Below are 15,656 nucleotides of genomic sequence, written 5' to 3'. Positions count from 1 at the left end.
AGATTATAATTCCAGTTCACCCATACGTAGCAGTTCTACAACTGCCTGCGAACGTCCTTTTACTCCCAGCTTTTGCATTGCATTTGAGATGTGATTCCGCACAGTCTTCTCTGAAATGAAAAGCTCTTTGGCGATCTCTTTTGTCGTTTTGTCTTGCACCAGAAGCTCGAAAACTTCTCGCTCCCGCTTGGTAAGAATTTGTGTTGGCCTATAGCCGTCCTCCTTCACAAGCGTACCCCTCCTTGTTGTCCTGAGCATCATCGAGGGGAATTATTTAGTCAATGTATCGTATGACTAGAAACTGAGCACTGTGCCAGTGTATTAAGATTTAGACACAAGCCCGAGTTCCTGTGCTTTAAATAATGCCTCCGTCCTCGACCTTACATTTAGTTTATTGAAGATCCCTGTAAGTGTGTACTCCACACTTCTTTGCGACATGTGAAGGCTCTGGGCAATTTCACGGTTCGTGAAGCCGGAAGCGACTTCCTTCAGAATCGATTGTTCTTTTTCGTTAAGCGACAAACTTGTGCCTTTCTCTGTTTCATTTTGCTGGCTGACACTTGCTTCTGCTCTTCTTAGCTGTTTAAACAAATGGAGAGGGATAACGACTTCGTCACGAAGGGCACATCGAATAACGGTAAGAAGTTCTTCACTCGTTGCTGTTTTACTGACAAACCCATTGATATCCGCTTCGACCAGCATATTGAAATGAGTACTCAAGTCAAAGCCGGTATAGATGAGCAAAATGAGGTCTGGGTAAGTTTTCCTGAGATTCTTGGCCAGCTCAATTCCGTTCATTCCAGGCATATACAAATCTAGTAAAAGAATATCATACTCATTTTCTTCTAAATGAGTTTCTACTTGATCACTTCGTTCGATGACATCAACTTTCGTATCAGACTCTTGTTCCAACATCGATTTTGTGCCAGCTCCGACGGCTGGGTGGTCATCAACAATTAATATTTTCGTCATACGTAAACCTCCTTCTTAACCGTAACGGGAAACGTAATCACTGCTTTAAAGCCCTCCCCTGGAGCTGTATCAATCTTCAAATGTCCATTTAATCCGTTCACACGCTGCTCGATTCCAGACAAGCCTATATGGGAAAACAAATCACGCTGAAATGAAAAGTCCATCCCTTTTCCGTTATCTGAATAAAGTAATACGACTTGGTCATCTTCCTCAGAAAGAGAAAGTTTAACTATTTTTGCCTGCGAATGCTTCATGGCATTCGTCAGCAACTCCTGGACAATCCGGAAGATTGCAAGAATATGCTCCTGATCCAGCTCTGCTTCAAACTTTTCCTCAGAAAAATAGACAGTAAAGTTGGAACGAAGCTGATATTGCTGAATTAGGTTTTTCAACGATTGCACGAGTCCTAATTCCTCAATAAAGGCTGGACGCAGTTCATTACAAGTTTCTCGAATTAAATGAATGCTGTCCAAGAGCGATTCCTTATACATAACAAGTTCGGCGTGCAAGGTAGGAGGCAGATCATTTCTATGACCGATTAAATCGTCCATTTTCCTGTACAGGTAAAGTTGTTCTTGAAGCACAGTGTCATGCAAATCAATCGACAGCTGCTTACGCTGGTTTTCAGCAATGGTAAACAGCAGCCTTGATAGCCAGGTCGGATATTTCTGAGTTTGATTATTTTTCAAACGGCGCAGTTCCTTAACAAGATCCTCAATGAGATTCATATTTTCTATCGCAATGTTGGCATTGTGAGAGATGGTTTGCAAATACGTTTTCTCATCACGATTCAAATTTGTATAGTCTTTCTTCCCTTCACACCACAACATGGTAAGCTTCTGTAAGGAAAATCCAACTATGACACCAAACCCCTTGTCTGTTTCAATAATAGAGCCTATATCATAACTGTGATCTGTCAGCTTTTCATCAAGTTCCATGAGAATATCATCAGGGACCTGATCATACACACAGTACATGTTCCGTTTATTGTGTTTAGAGAAAATATACATGTCGCGCACGTTCAGTACATTATTAATTTCACTTCTCATTACTTTCATCAAATCTACGGCATTCGATTGGTCTTTCATATCTTTAGCCATACGGTGCATGCTTTCCTGATAGCTGTATCTGGCAGAAAACAAGAATCGCTGCAACCGGGAGTCCAGCACTTCTTTTATGGACAGAAAAGCGATCAAGAAAAGATGCACAAGCAGGTAGACTTGAATATAAGAGATCATAGATTGTGGTGTAGACACTAGCCATGCAAAGACAACTGTCAAAAGAATGCTTGGCACGATCGATAAGAAAATATAATAGCGCACCCGGCTCATTACAAAATCGATATCGATCAAACGCTCTCTCGTTACTAAATACATAAACGTTATAGGAAGAGCTATTAAAAATACCGCTCCAACTTCCAGCGTAATGATTTTCTTTCCGATCGTAAGTGCAGGAATGAGATATAGCCACGTGTAAGGGAAAAAAGCTACAGTCATACCCACACTGACATATTTGAAAATAGAGCCTTGAGGCGTGTCTTTGAATATATAAAGTCCTCTATAAATAACGTAAAATAAAATAATATAAAGGCCTAAAAGCAACCATGGTGGTACAGGATTGAACAACTCAGGGTAATTTTGAGTGCTCAAAAAGTAACTTTCCAAAAGGGAGACGATTATGGTAAGACCATACAAAAAATATGGCAGCTTTTTAGAAAACCAATACGTATTTAACTCACGGAAATAGTTGTAAAGAAAGTGAATCAATATAACTGGAGCAATCAGAAAAAGCGATGTATTCAAAAATAAACTGTAAAGATCGTCCCGAATGGCGCCACTGTTGCTCATATAACCTGTAGCGATCGCAAGGAAGAACAAAATTAACTGGTTAGCTGAGTATCTTTTTGGCACCCTCTTATGCACTAGGTGTGAGATAGCTAGAATGGAAAGAAAGAACAAACTAGGAAATATGACGTACAGCGTCCAGTGCTGAGGACTGGACTGATGAAGATCATCATAGAAAATTTCCTGTCCAGATGCTCCAATAGTAAAAGAATCAGCCTTTTCAAGCTCGTTAAACATTGAAACAGAGTAATGGTCCTCTGGGGGAGCCCCTTCAACAGAGATTAACTCTGCATTTAAAGGAATACCGTGTCTTTCTGCCCAACTATCTTGATCGATGTTTGTAATCACCCATTGGTCCGACTGCTTTTTTAAATCAATCCCTATAAAGGGCTGAGTTATCCCAATAATGACTAAGTAAATTGATGATACTATAAAAAATAGTAATACGAATATATGAGACCATTTAAAATTATGCATGAAATCATCCTTACTAAATTGCAATCAAATCTATTATACTACGCACAGCAAGCCCTACAACCCCCTACCATCCAATAATTAATAGTTCTTTCCTTAACTGAGGCTAGCAATTTTATTAGAGAGTCCAATAAAAAATCCCCAGTGCATTTAGCATGCACTGGGGATTTTTTCATAGATTTACACTCGCTGGTCGCTTCCGAAGAAGCTCTTGAAGGATTCAATCGCTGTATCACGGTTTAATGCCGCGATAGAAGTTGTCAATGGTATGCCTTTAGGACAAGCTTGCACACAGTTTTGTGCGTTTCCGCAACCCATCAAGCCTTCTTCGTCCATGATTGTTTGCAGGCGTTCACTCTTGTTCAGTTCACCCGTCGGGTGGGAGTTGAACAGACGAACCTGAGAAAGCGCAGCAGGACCAATGAAATCAGATTTGCTGTTCACATTTGGACATGCTTCCAAACAAACTCCGCAAGTCATACATTTTGATAATTCATAAGCCCATTGGCGTTTACTTTCAGCCATACGCGGCCCTGGTCCAAGATCATAGGTTCCATCAATCGGAATCCATGCTTTTACTTTCTTCAGTGAATCGAACATGCGGTTTCTGTCTACCGCCAGGTCACGATTGACAGGGAAAGTTTTCATAGGTGCCAGGCGGATTGGCTGTTCAAGTTGGTCAACAAGGGCTGTACACGATTGACGCGGCGTTCCGTTGATCACCATTGAACAGGCTCCACACACTTCTTCAAGACAACCCATATCCCAGTAAACCGGAGTAGTTGATTCTCCGTTAGCGTTGACCGGGTTACGGCGGATTTCCATCAATGCAGAGATAACATTCATATTTTCACGATATGGAATTTCGAAAGTTTCTTCATAAGACGGTTCATCCGGGTGGTCTTGACGTGTAATTATAAACGTAATCGTCTTGTTTTCGCTCATCATCAATGACCTCCTTTATTTACTCTTCGAGTAGTCACGTTTACGCGGCTCGATGAATGATGTATCGACATCATCGTATCTAAAGACTGGCTTATTATTTTCTTTATCGTACGTTGCAACAGTAGTCTTCAACCAGTCTTCATCGTTACGATCAGGGAACTCAGGCTTGTAATGAGCGCCACGGCTTTCATTACGGTTATAAGCTCCTTGAGTAATAACGCGAGCAAGCTGAAGCATGTTCCAAAGTTGTCTAGTAAACATAGCTCCCTGATTGCTCCAACGGGAAGTATCGTTGATATTGATTCGTTCATAACGCTCCATTAATTCTACGATCTTCTCATCCGTTTTCAGAAGTTTCTCATTCTCACGTACAACGGTTACGTTATCCGTCATCCACTCTCCAAGTTCTTTATGGATTTGGTACGCATTCTCATCGCCGTCCATGGCCATGATCTTATCAAACTTCTCTTGCTCTTCTTTTACCCTTGCTTCAAATAAAGTAGATGACATTTCATCAGAGATTTTGTCCAGACCTTCTGTGTATTTAACAGCGTTTGGTCCAGCGACCATTCCACCGTAAATAGATGAAAGTAAGGAGTTGGCACCTAAGCGGTTCGCTCCGTGCTGAGTATAGTCACACTCACCCGCTGCGAAAATACCAGGGATAGCAGTCATCTGATCAAAATCTACGTGCATGCCGCCCATGGAATAGTGAACAGCAGGGAATATCTTCATCGGTACTTTACGAGGGTCATCACCTACGAATTTCTCATAGATCTCGATGATTCCTCCAAGTTTAACGTCAAGCTCTTTTGGATCTTTATGAGAAAGGTCGAGGTAGACCATATTCTCACCATTAATCCCTAGCTTTTGATTCACACACACATCAAAAATTTCACGTGTGGCGATATCACGAGGAACTAAGTTTCCGTAAGCAGGATATTTTTCCTCAAGGAAATACCATGGCTCACCATCTTTATACGTCCAGACTCTTCCACCCTCACCACGGGCAGATTCACTCATAAGACGAAGTTTGTCGTCTCCTGGAATAGCGGTTGGATGGATTTGAATAAATTCACCATTTGCATAGGCGACGCCTTGCTGGTAAAGAGCTCCGGCAGCAGACCCTGTATTGATTACTGAGTTTGTAGACTTACCAAAAATGATTCCCGGTCCGCCTGTTGCCATGATTACGGCATCAGCTGGGAAGGCTTTGATTTCGTGGTTACTCAGGTTTTGACCCATGACACCACGGCCAACACCTTCATCATCTACAATGGCAGATAAGAATTCCCAGTTTTCATATTTCGTTACAAGTCCATTCACCTCGTGGCGTCGTACTTGTTCATCTAGTGCATAAAGGAGCTGCTGTCCAGTCGTAGCACCTGCGAAGGCAGTACGGTGGTGCTGCGTCCCGCCGAACCGTCGGAAGTCCAATAGACCTTCAGGTGTACGGTTGAACATTACTCCCATACGGTCCAGCAAGTGAATGATTCCAGGTGCTGCCTCACACATCGCTTTTACAGGAGGCTGGTTCGCTAGGAAGTCTCCCCCGTAAACGGTGTCATCAAAGTGTTCCCAAGGTGAGTCACCCTCACCTTTCGTATTAACAGCTCCATTTATACCTCCTTGAGCGCAGACAGAGTGAGAGCGCTTAACGGGTACAATGGAGAGCAAATCTACGTGAACCCCTTGTTCTGCTGCTTTGATTGTTGCCATTAGGCCGGCAAGACCGCCACCGACAACAACGATGTTTCGATTAGTCATGATTGAAGCTCACTCCCTTAATTTCTATATATCTACAACGTTCATACAATTACTATTTATATGCCGTACGCGAATTGAATCAATGTACGTACACCAATGTAAGAAATAGCAACGAAAATAATAATACTCGCGTACGTCATGATCAATTGTGAGCGCGGAGAAACTGTAATTCCCCAGCTTACAAAGAAAGACCATAGACCGTTTGAGAAGTGGAAAGTAGTGGATATAACCCCTACTATGTAGAACCAGAAGAAAAATGGCTCCGTCAGGATACTTTCCATTAGCTGATAATTCAATTCAGCCCAGCCAAATCCGATGGCAATACGGGTTTCCCAAACGTGCCAAGCAACGAAAATCAATGTAATGATTCCAGTGACACGCTGAAGCATGAACATCCAATTCCTAAAATATCCGAAATTAGATAAGTTGCTTTTTGCTGTGAATGCAATATAAACCCCGTAAATGGAGTGAAATAGAAGTGGTAAAAAGATAATAAAAATCTCCAGAACATAACGATATGGCAAGCTCTCCATAAAATGAGCTGCATCGTTGAATGCTTCTGGACCACGTGTTGCAAAAAAGTTCACAGTCAAGTGCTGGATCAAAAAGATCCCAATAGGAACGACCCCTAGTAATGAATGTAGTCTTCGATTAACGTATCCGCGTGTTCCCGCCATATTTACCCCCCTCAAGATGATAACAGTTTAAATTATGTACATTATTCAGACAGTTAAGCGCTTTTATAAAACATTAAAATAATAGGAAAATCCCCTTTATTTTCCTAGCTAATCCTGCTGAATGTACAAATTGTGACATGTTTATTGTACTCCTACCCAGTTAGAGCGTCAAGAAACCACGTTCATAAAATGCTCAAAAATACACATTTATTTCCTATCTCTAAAATGTAACAATTATTATTGCGCCAAGTTCCATTTCAGGTGATAATAAAGGTGGAGAAAGGAATGAGCGTTATGCAACAATCTACTAAGTTAAACACCAACAACATCTCTTCGGTGGTTGGGACCGGGGCAGGGTTTGACCTCATGCGCTACTATACTTTACCCGACTTCCTTGGTAAGGATGCTCCTTATATGCTTTACTATATGGGGAAAAACATAGCACGCCAAACGGACATTTATGATTTTGATGATCTTTATGAATTCTTTCAATACATGGGATGGGGAGAACTGTCCCTAATTAAAGAAAAGAAAAAAGAATTGATTTTCCACCTTACTGGACATATCATTGAAAAGCGGCTGAACCAAAACCTCTTTACCGTAGATTTTCGATTGGAATGCGGCTTTTTAGCTGAAACCGTACAAAAGCTAACCGATGATACTTATGAATGCTTTGAAGAGATAAATGAAAAAGAAAATTACATAGAAATGAAAGCGATGAAAGGTTAAATCGCATTTTCATTAGGAAAAGAACCAGCTGTTATCCTTCAGCTGGTTCTTCTTCTTCCTCCTGATTCAAATGAATCAATATCGTATTGGCAACAGGTTCAGGTATTCCCAATTTCGTTATATCCTGAAGCTGTGCACTTTTAATCTCAGGTACGGACTTAAAATGACGAAGCAATAAACGTCGACGTTTTTGTCCTACTCCTGGAATTTTATCAAGCTCAGATTGGATAGCTCCTTTTCCACGTAGCTGTCTGTGGAAAGAAATCGCAAACCGGTGGACTTCGTCTTGAATGCGCTGTACGAGATAGAATTCTTGCGATTTGCGGTTTAGATCCATAGGTACAGCCGGATCCCCATAAAGCAACTCACTCGTCTTGTGTTTATCATCTTTAGCCAGGCCACAAAGAGGTATATCTAACCCAAGCTCATTTTCAATCACATCCAAAGCGGCTGACATCTGCCCTTTCCCTCCATCGATGACAATTAAATCTGGGAGCGGCAGTTCTTCCTTCAGCACTCGTTTATACCTTCGACGAATGACCTCTCTCATTGTTTCGTAATCATCCGGTCCTTCAACATCACGGATTTTATACTTACGGTATTCCTTTTTATTTGGTTTACCGTCTATAAAAACAACCATCGCAGATACCGGATCAGCTCCCTGGATGTTAGAGTTATCAAAAGCTTCAATTCGGTGAGGCGTTTCAATATTCATATGCTCCCCGAGTGACTCAACAGCTTTTATCGTCCGTTCTTCATCCCGTTCAATCAGCGCGAACTTCTCTTCAAGCGCTATTTCTGCATTTTTCATAGCAAGTTCGACAAGTTCTTTTTTACGTCCACGCATCGGAATATGAACTTTTGTATCCAGTGCTCCTTCTAATACTTCTACATTCGTCGCCACTGGCACGAGCACTTGCTTTGGATAAGGATGGTTCTGATGGAGATAAAAACGTCCAATATAGCTAATGAAGGTCTCTTCCGGGTCATCGAAAAATGGAAAGAGGGCTACGTCTCGTTCAATCAGTTTGCCGCGCCTTACGAAAAAGACCTGGACACACATCCATCCTTTATTGTAAGAATAGCCAAAGACATCACGGTCCATTTGATCGTTCATGGTCATCTTCTGCTGCTCCATTACTGACTCAATATGCTCGATCTGATCACGCAGCTCTTTTGCCCGTTCGAAATCCAACTCTTCCGATGCTTCATACATGCGATTTTTCAGATCTTTTTTAATCGCTGCATGACCTCCATTTAAAAAGGAGGTTATATTTTGTACGATTTCCTGATTTGTCTCTTTAGACACTGGAAACTCACAAGGCCCTAAACACTGGTGCATATGATAGTACAAGCAAACTCGATCCGGCATCGTATTGCATTTACGTAATGGATATAACCGATCCAATAACTTTTTAGTTTCTCTTGCTGCGATAACGTTTGGGTAAGGTCCAAAGTACTTTCCTTTATCTTTTTTCACATTCCTAGTAACAATCAACCGGGGATGACGTTCGGCTGTGACTTTCAGGTATGGATACGTTTTGTCATCCTTAAGAAGTACATTATATTTAGGATCGTATTTTTTTATGAGATTCATTTCCAGAATAAGAGCTTCAATCTCAGAAGTCGTTACTATATATTCAAAATCGACGATCTCTCTGACGAGGCGCTGTGTTTTTCCATCATGCGCTCCGTTGAAGTAAGAGCGGACACGATTTTTAAGCACTTTCGACTTTCCAACATAAATGATCGTACCATTTTTATCTTTCATCAAATAACAGCCAGGCTGATCCGGTAAAACAGCTAACTTCTCTTTAATTTTAGAATTCATCTGTTTCACTCCATTGTTTGAAGTCTATATAAAAAATTTACCATAAGTGGTGCCTCTTATACAGCAAAAAACCGCGCTGCGAGGCAACGCGGTTCTCTGCTCATGATTACTTCTATTCATTAGGAATGTTTTGTAATCAATTCAGCTAGCGCTTCTTTAGGTTGGAAACCGATCACTTGATCAACGACTTTGCCGTCTTTGAAAAGAAGGAGTGTTGGAATACTCATAACTCCGAACTTTCCAGCTGTTTCTTGGTTTTCGTCTACATCAAGTTTAACGATTTTCACTTGGTCGCTCATTTCATCATCAAGTTCTTCAAGAACCGGAGCGATCATTTTACAAGGTCCGCACCAAGGCGCCCAGAAATCCGCCAGTACTAAACCTTCATTTGTTTCTTCTGTAAAGTTTTGATCAGTAGCTTTTACAATTGCCATTTCGATAATTCCTCCTCGAACTCTAATCTGTTTAGAGTATATCACTCTTTTATTTTGAGTGACTAATAATTTGTTTATACCCTATTTAAACATGTTAAAAAGCCGAAGCCAAATAATTGGCTTCGGCTTTAAAGCAATTAAGCATTCACTTTCATTTCTTTTACTTCTTCGATAAGCTTAGGTACGACGTCAAACAAATCACCGACTATCCCGTAATCAGCAACATTAAAAATGTTGGCTTCAGGGTCTTTATTAATGGCTACGATTACTTTAGAGTTGGACATTCCAGCTAAGTGCTGAATGGCACCAGATATACCGCAGGCGATATAAAGATCCGGAGTTACAACTTTACCTGTCTGACCAATTTGTAAGGAGTAATCACAGTATCCAGCATCACATGCTCCGCGTGATGCACCTACTGTCCCTCCCAGTACATCAGCAAGTTCCTCTAATGGCCCGAAGCCTTCAGAACTTTTCACTCCACGTCCTCCGGCTACAATTACTTTTGCTTCAGATAAGTCTACACCATCAGAAGACTTACGGATAATATCCTTAATAATTGTGCGGATGTTACTAATTTCAACTTCCTTCTCTGTCACTTCTCCCGCTAAAGAATCATCACGATTTAGTGCAGGAATGTTATTTGGACGAATCGTTGCAAAGACCAATCCGTCAGTGATTTGTTTCTTTTCAAAAGCTTTACCAGAGTAGATCGGGCGAGTGAACACGATGTCCCCGCCTTCTGCTACAACTTCTGTCGCATCTGAAATAAGGCCAGATTCTAATTTACTCGCTAATTTCGGTGTCAAATCTTTTCCGATCGCTGTGTGGCCCATGATAATTCCCTCAGGGGATTCTTCTTCAATGACCTTGTAAACAGCTTGACCGTATCCGTCGGATGTATACGTTTTCAATTCTTCGTTTGAAACAGTGATGACTCGCGTCGCTCCATGGTAAACCATCTCTTGACCCATTTCACTCAAGTCCCCTGCTCCGCACAGTACTCCAACCACTTCACCGCCATCACTTACGATGTTAGCTGCAGCAATGGCCTCAAACGTAACATTACGTAATGATCCTTCTCTAGCTTCCCCGATCACTAATACTTTTTTACTCATAACGATTCTCCTTTCCCTTATCTATTTACAGTACTTTCGCTTCCGTTTTAAGTAAAGAAACAAGTTCTTTCACTTGATCGTCGACTTCACCCTCAAGCACTTTGCCGGCTTGTTTTTCAGGCGGTAGGAAAATTTCTGTTGTTTTTGTTTTTGGTTCAACATCGTCTTCATCTAAATCTAAATCATCGATTTCAAGCTCATCTAAAGGCTTTTTCTTCGCTTTCATAATTCCTGGAAGTGAAGGGTAGCGAGGTTCGTTCAGTCCTTGCTGACAAGTGACAAGCACTGGAAGGGAAGTATCGACTTTTTCGACATCTCCTTCAACATCGCGTTCGATATGAACATTTTCTCCATCAATTTCAATGCTTGTAATCGTCGTTACACAAGGAATGTTCAGACGCTCTGCTAATCTTGGTCCGACTTGTCCGCTTGCTTCGTCAATAGCTACATTTCCACCCAAGATAATATCTACGTCACGGTCTTCGAAGAAAGCTTCTAAGATCTTAACCGTTGTGAATTGGTCCCCTTCTTCAAGGTCATCTTCTGTGTTAATTAACACAGCTTTGTCAGCTCCCATGGCAAGAGCTGTGCGTAATTGTTTCTCAGATTCTTCTTCACCAATGGTTACAACTGTTACTTCACCGCCGTGCTCATCGCGAAGGTTAATTGCTTCTTCCACTGCATATTCATCGTATGGATTGATGATATACTCAGCACCATCATCTTCAATTCTTCCATTACTTACTGAAATTTTCTCCTCTGTGTCAAAAGTTCTTTTTAATAAAACGTAAATGTTCATGTCCAATCCCTCCTGAACTATTGATCGTTAAAATTAGGTTTTCTTTTCTCGATAAACGCTTGGATACCTTCTTTGGCATCTTCATTGCCAAATACTTGCCCAAAGGCTTCTGCCTCAGCATTGATCCCTTCATTAAACTGTGGCGTGTGCGCATAAGGAACAAGCTTCATAACATGCTGAATTGTCGGTCCGCTCTTGGATGCAATGGCATGAGCCAGCTTTACAGCTTCCTGGAAAAGTTCTTCAGAAGGAAAGCTTCTGTTCGCCAAGCCAGCTGTTACGGCCTCAGCTCCACTAATCGGAACTCCCGTCAGAATCATCTCATACGCCTTTGCTGAACCAACATATCGAGGTAAGCGCTGCGTACCGGCAAAGCCCGGAATAATTCCTAGATTAAGTTCTGGAAGACCAAGTTTTGCATCTTCAGCAACGTAACGGATGTGACATGCCATCGCTAGCTCCAATCCCCCTCCAAGCGCAGCTCCATGAATAGCGGCAATTACAGGGATATGGAAATTTTCTATACGATTGAATAGTTGCTGCCCTTTGCTTGCCAGACTTTGATAATCTGAAGCATCCTGTAGAGAAGTAAACTCCTTAATATCTGCTCCCGCAGAGAAGAACTTTCCTTCCCCTTTTAGCAAAATTGCTTTAATGGAAGGGTCTTGTTCCACCCTGTCCAGATCTTCAGATAAATCTTTTAAAATGTGAGTGGAAAGAGCATTAGCTGGGGGGCTTTCAATCGTAATTTCAGCGACATGTTCTTTCACTTGCATAGTTAACGTTGACAATGGCTCTCTCTCCTTTTTACTTATCAGAATGGGCTAATCCGTGAACGATCAAGCTATGGACTTCTTTCGCCTGGTCTACTATGTTATAGCGCTGATCTTTCATGACCCAATTGGTCACCGTCTCATCCATCGTTCCGAAAATCATTTGCCGAACGAGACGGCGATCCATGCCACTACGGAACAACTTTTCTTCCACACCCTCATCGACGATATGATCAATAACGTTCAAATATCGTTTAAGAACTTCATTGATCTTCTGCCTCAATTCTTTATTCGATTGACGAAGCTCCAATTGAGTAACAATCGCCAAATGATGGTCAGCAGCCAGCTGGGTGAAATGCGTTTCTATTAACGTAAGAAGCTTCTCCTCAGCTGTCTGCCTGGAAGTTGTTTCTTGCTCAATCTTTTCAATGAACTGCCCCATTTTTTCTTGAAAAAGTGATACGAGGATATCTTCTTTATTTTTGAAGTAAAGGTAAATTGTACCATCAGCCACTCCAGCTTTTTTTGCAATTTTAGACACTTGAGAGGAGTGGTATCCATTTTCCGCGATTACTTCAACCGCTGCTTCTATAATCTGTTTGTACTTTGGTTTGTTTTTTTTCAATAAAATCTCCTGCCTTATGAATCGTGAAAATGAATGAACGGTCATTCACCTATTATATTACAGCCCAAAAAATATTCTGTCAACTTTTCTTTAACAATCTTTTTTTACGTATTACACACTCTCTGACTCTTCTAATTTCCTCTTTTCCTCCTCTACGAGCGTACGGCGAAGAATTTTACCGACGGCTGTCTTAGGAAGTTCATCACGGAATTCATAGATTCTAGGAACTTTAAAAGCCGCCATGTGTTTCCTGCAGTATTCATTCAACTCATCTTCTGTAATATCGCTTCCTTGTTTTTTCACAATAAAAGCTTTGACCGTTTCTCCACGATAAGGGTCAGGAATTCCAACTACGACAGCTTCCTGAATCTCAGAGTGTTCATAAAGTACTTCTTCGACTTCTCTTGGATAGATGTTGTAACCTCCGGCAATGATCATATCTTTCTTACGGTCTACGACGAAGAAATATCCATCTTCATTCATATACCCCATATCCCCTGTACGGAACCAGCCATCATCACTGAGCACCTGTGCCGTTTCCTCTGGTCGATTCCAATATCCTCTCATTACTTGAGGTCCTTTAACAACGATTTCACCAATTTCTCCAAAACCGGCTTCTCCTTCACCATCCATATTAACGATTTTCGCATCTGTATTTGGCCAAGGAATGCCCACACTTCCACTCACCCGTTTTCCCCACACTAGATTGGAGTGGGTCACGGGAGAGGTTTCAGTCAGACCATAGCCCTCTACCAGTTTTCCTCCTGTCACTTTTTCGAACTCCTCTTGTACTTCCACTGGAAGAGGAGCCGAGCCACTTAGGCAAGCTTCAATCGATGATAAATCGTACTTATTTAAGTTTGGATGGTTCAATAAAGCAATATAGATGGTAGGAGCACCAGGGAATAACGTTGGTTTTTGTTTATCTATAACCTTTAAAACATCTTCAGCATCAAATTTAGGCATAAGAATCATTTTACTTCCCATCATGACGGAAAGGTTCATCACAGAAGTCATTCCGTAAACATGGAAAAACGGTAACACTCCAAGAACTATATCATTACCATCCTTAGATTTATACAACCAACGCTTAGACATTTGCGTATTAACGACAAGATTATAATGCGTGAGCATAACACCTTTGGGAAATCCAGTCGTACCTCCTGTGTACTGAAGTAGCGCCAGATCCTCAACAGGATCAATTTCAACAGGATCAAACTCACCCATGCTTTGATCGAGGATATGCGGCCAGAGGTGTGTATCGCTAGATTGCTCAGGTCTAACGAGTACTTGATATTGCCGCCTTTGTATAAAAGGATAGATTTTATTTTTGGGGAACGGAAGATAATCTTTAATGCCCGTTACGATGATATGCTCAAGAGAGGTTTCAGGCTTAACGTTTGCTGCCTTAGGGTAAAGGATATCAAGACAAATAATCATTTTTGCTCCAGAGTCCTTAAGCTGATATTCCAATTCGCGCTCCATATAAAGAGGATTCGTTTGAACGACAATTCCCCCAATAAGTAAGACCGCGTAGTAGGAAATAACAGATTGAGGACAATTTGGAAGCATGATAGAGACTCTGTCACCTTTTTCCAACCCTAAATCCTGCAAATAGTTGGCTAAAGCTTTGGACTGATCATAAACTTCTTTGTAAGACAATTCCTTACCCATAAAATAAAGCGCTTTCTTTTCGCCGTGTTTTTTTGCACTATTTTCTAAATAATAGTGCAGCGGGTGTTTATCGTATTCGATTGTAGCAGGGACTTCTGGTGGATAATGTGCATGCCAAGGACGATGAAAGGTTGCCATTCCAAAACGCCTCCCCTTTTAGTCTTATATAACTATTATAACGATAAAGGAAGGATATTTGAATTACAATTTATAATTTTGAGAAAATTACCACCTGAGACAAGTTCGAAAAAGTAAGAGAATAGGAGACAAGTGATGTAGAGGTGAAACGATTACAGGACAAGCGGAGCCAAGGATCCTGCAGGTAAACGGTCTTTCTGGACGGTGCTCGTAGAAATCAAAGAGTTTTACAGAGCGACTATTGAACCCCTTTCTTGATACAAAAAATCCGAACTGATTTCAGCAAAATCAGTTCGGAATTATTGTGTGTCATTCAGTTTGGTCCCAACTTATTCTTTTACAAAATAAAAAATAAGACACCTACAATTAAAAAGACCGCAGCCACAACTAATAATATTTTTGCTAAGGTTTCCATAAACGTTCTCCTTAAATGATATTCGCTCCGATAACATAAGAGAGGCCAACAGAAATGACTAAAGAGATAAATCCAACGGCACGGTTATCGGCCTCAATTTCTTCGTCAATTTTAAAGGAAGGAGTTAAAAATTCAAATATAAAATAACCGGACAACAAGAGAACAAATCCAAAAATACCCCACCCCATTGTTTGAAGAAGAGAATCATTATGTTCAATGGAAAAACGGAAAATATTAGCGATACCGAAGATCTTTCCGCCGGTCGCCATCGCTACCGCTAAATTTCCTCGTTTTATCTCTTTCCAATTATTGTAGGAGGTAACGATCTCGAAAACGGCCATAAATACGATCAGGCATAAAACAACGACACTATATCTTGCGGCAGTTTCGACTAAAGTGTATTCCCAAAAACCATCCATGTCTGTCCGCTCCCTTTACTCT

15 protein-coding genes are annotated in these 15,656 nt (G+C 41.2%); 1 reads left to right on the top strand and 14 read right to left on the bottom strand.

Annotated elements, in window-relative coordinates; genetic code table 11:
• Positions 1-3: 3 nt before the first annotated feature.
• The 6 genes from ACRYKC_RS17305 to ACRYKC_RS17280 all read right to left on the bottom strand — a co-directional run bounded on the left by ACRYKC_RS17305 (position 4) and on the right by ACRYKC_RS17280 (position 6,679).
• Positions 4-258, bottom strand: coding sequence for a helix-turn-helix domain-containing protein (locus ACRYKC_RS17305; protein ID WP_408607130.1), 255 nt, complete (start codon positions 256-258; stop codon positions 4-6).
• A gap of 63 nt (positions 259-321) precedes the next feature.
• A complete protein-coding gene (locus ACRYKC_RS17300; RefSeq protein WP_433808613.1) occupies positions 322-972 on the bottom strand; it encodes a response regulator transcription factor in 651 nt (216 codons plus the stop codon).
• Positions 969-3,293: a sensor histidine kinase gene (locus ACRYKC_RS17295; RefSeq protein ID WP_433808611.1), complete on the bottom strand. Its 2,325-nt coding sequence runs from the start codon at positions 3,291-3,293 to the stop codon at positions 969-971. Before ACRYKC_RS17295 ends, ACRYKC_RS17300 begins: the two co-directional genes overlap by 4 nt.
• Positions 3,294-3,470: 177 nt before the next feature.
• Positions 3,471-4,235 (bottom strand): succinate dehydrogenase iron-sulfur subunit, encoded by a 765-nt coding sequence (sdhB, locus tag ACRYKC_RS17290; RefSeq protein WP_433808609.1) that lies wholly within the window; start codon positions 4,233-4,235, stop codon positions 3,471-3,473.
• A 15-nt stretch (positions 4,236-4,250) separates the two neighbouring features.
• Positions 4,251-6,002, bottom strand: coding sequence for a succinate dehydrogenase flavoprotein subunit (gene sdhA / locus ACRYKC_RS17285; protein ID WP_433808607.1), 1,752 nt, complete (start codon positions 6,000-6,002; stop codon positions 4,251-4,253).
• Between the two features lie 56 nt (positions 6,003-6,058).
• Positions 6,059-6,679, bottom strand: a complete 621-nt coding sequence (locus tag ACRYKC_RS17280; RefSeq protein ID WP_433808605.1) for a succinate dehydrogenase cytochrome b558 subunit — start codon at positions 6,677-6,679, stop codon at positions 6,059-6,061.
• 285 nt (positions 6,680-6,964) lie between these two features.
• Between ACRYKC_RS17280 and ACRYKC_RS17275 the strand changes: the two genes are divergently transcribed.
• Positions 6,965-7,408 (top strand): YslB family protein, encoded by a 444-nt coding sequence (locus ACRYKC_RS17275; RefSeq protein WP_433808603.1) that lies wholly within the window; start codon positions 6,965-6,967, stop codon positions 7,406-7,408.
• A gap of 31 nt (positions 7,409-7,439) precedes the next feature.
• Here the strand turns inward: ACRYKC_RS17275 and uvrC are convergent, their stop codons facing one another.
• From uvrC to ACRYKC_RS17235, 8 genes are all read right to left on the bottom strand, one after another.
• Positions 7,440-9,239: an excinuclease ABC subunit UvrC gene (gene uvrC / locus ACRYKC_RS17270; protein ID WP_433808601.1), complete on the bottom strand. Its 1,800-nt coding sequence runs from the start codon at positions 9,237-9,239 to the stop codon at positions 7,440-7,442.
• A 119-nt stretch (positions 9,240-9,358) separates the two neighbouring features.
• A complete protein-coding gene (gene trxA, locus ACRYKC_RS17265) occupies positions 9,359-9,673 on the bottom strand; it encodes a thioredoxin (RefSeq protein ID WP_085029340.1) in 315 nt (104 codons plus the stop codon).
• Between the two features lie 137 nt (positions 9,674-9,810).
• On the bottom strand, positions 9,811-10,791 hold the full coding sequence (locus ACRYKC_RS17260) for an electron transfer flavoprotein subunit alpha/FixB family protein (protein ID WP_433808598.1): 981 nt from the start codon (positions 10,789-10,791) through the stop codon (positions 9,811-9,813).
• Positions 10,792-10,816: 25 nt separating this feature from the next.
• Positions 10,817-11,590 carry an electron transfer flavoprotein subunit beta/FixA family protein gene (locus ACRYKC_RS17255; protein WP_085029338.1) on the bottom strand — a complete coding sequence of 258 codons (774 nt, stop codon included), beginning with the start codon at positions 11,588-11,590 and terminating at the stop codon, positions 10,817-10,819.
• 17 nt (positions 11,591-11,607) lie between these two features.
• Positions 11,608-12,381: an enoyl-CoA hydratase gene (locus ACRYKC_RS17250; protein ID WP_433808596.1), complete on the bottom strand. Its 774-nt coding sequence runs from the start codon at positions 12,379-12,381 to the stop codon at positions 11,608-11,610.
• Between the two features lie 16 nt (positions 12,382-12,397).
• Positions 12,398-12,988 (bottom strand): fatty acid metabolism transcriptional regulator FadR, encoded by a 591-nt coding sequence (gene fadR, locus ACRYKC_RS17245; RefSeq protein ID WP_433808594.1) that lies wholly within the window; start codon positions 12,986-12,988, stop codon positions 12,398-12,400.
• Between the two features lie 111 nt (positions 12,989-13,099).
• Positions 13,100-14,800, bottom strand: a complete 1,701-nt coding sequence (locus tag ACRYKC_RS17240) for a long-chain-fatty-acid--CoA ligase (RefSeq protein WP_433808592.1) — start codon at positions 14,798-14,800, stop codon at positions 13,100-13,102.
• Positions 14,801-15,226: 426 nt separating this feature from the next.
• On the bottom strand, positions 15,227-15,634 hold the full coding sequence (locus ACRYKC_RS17235; protein ID WP_433808590.1) for a DUF350 domain-containing protein: 408 nt from the start codon (positions 15,632-15,634) through the stop codon (positions 15,227-15,229).
• Between the last annotated feature and the right edge of the window lie 22 nt (positions 15,635-15,656).

Source organism: Halobacillus sp. A1-3 (genome assembly GCF_050971765.1).
GTDB lineage: Bacteria > Bacillota > Bacilli > Bacillales > Halobacillaceae > Halobacillus > Halobacillus mangrovi_B.
Note: the sequence above shows the minus strand (reverse complement) of the source record. Positions and strands in the feature narration are given on the sequence as shown.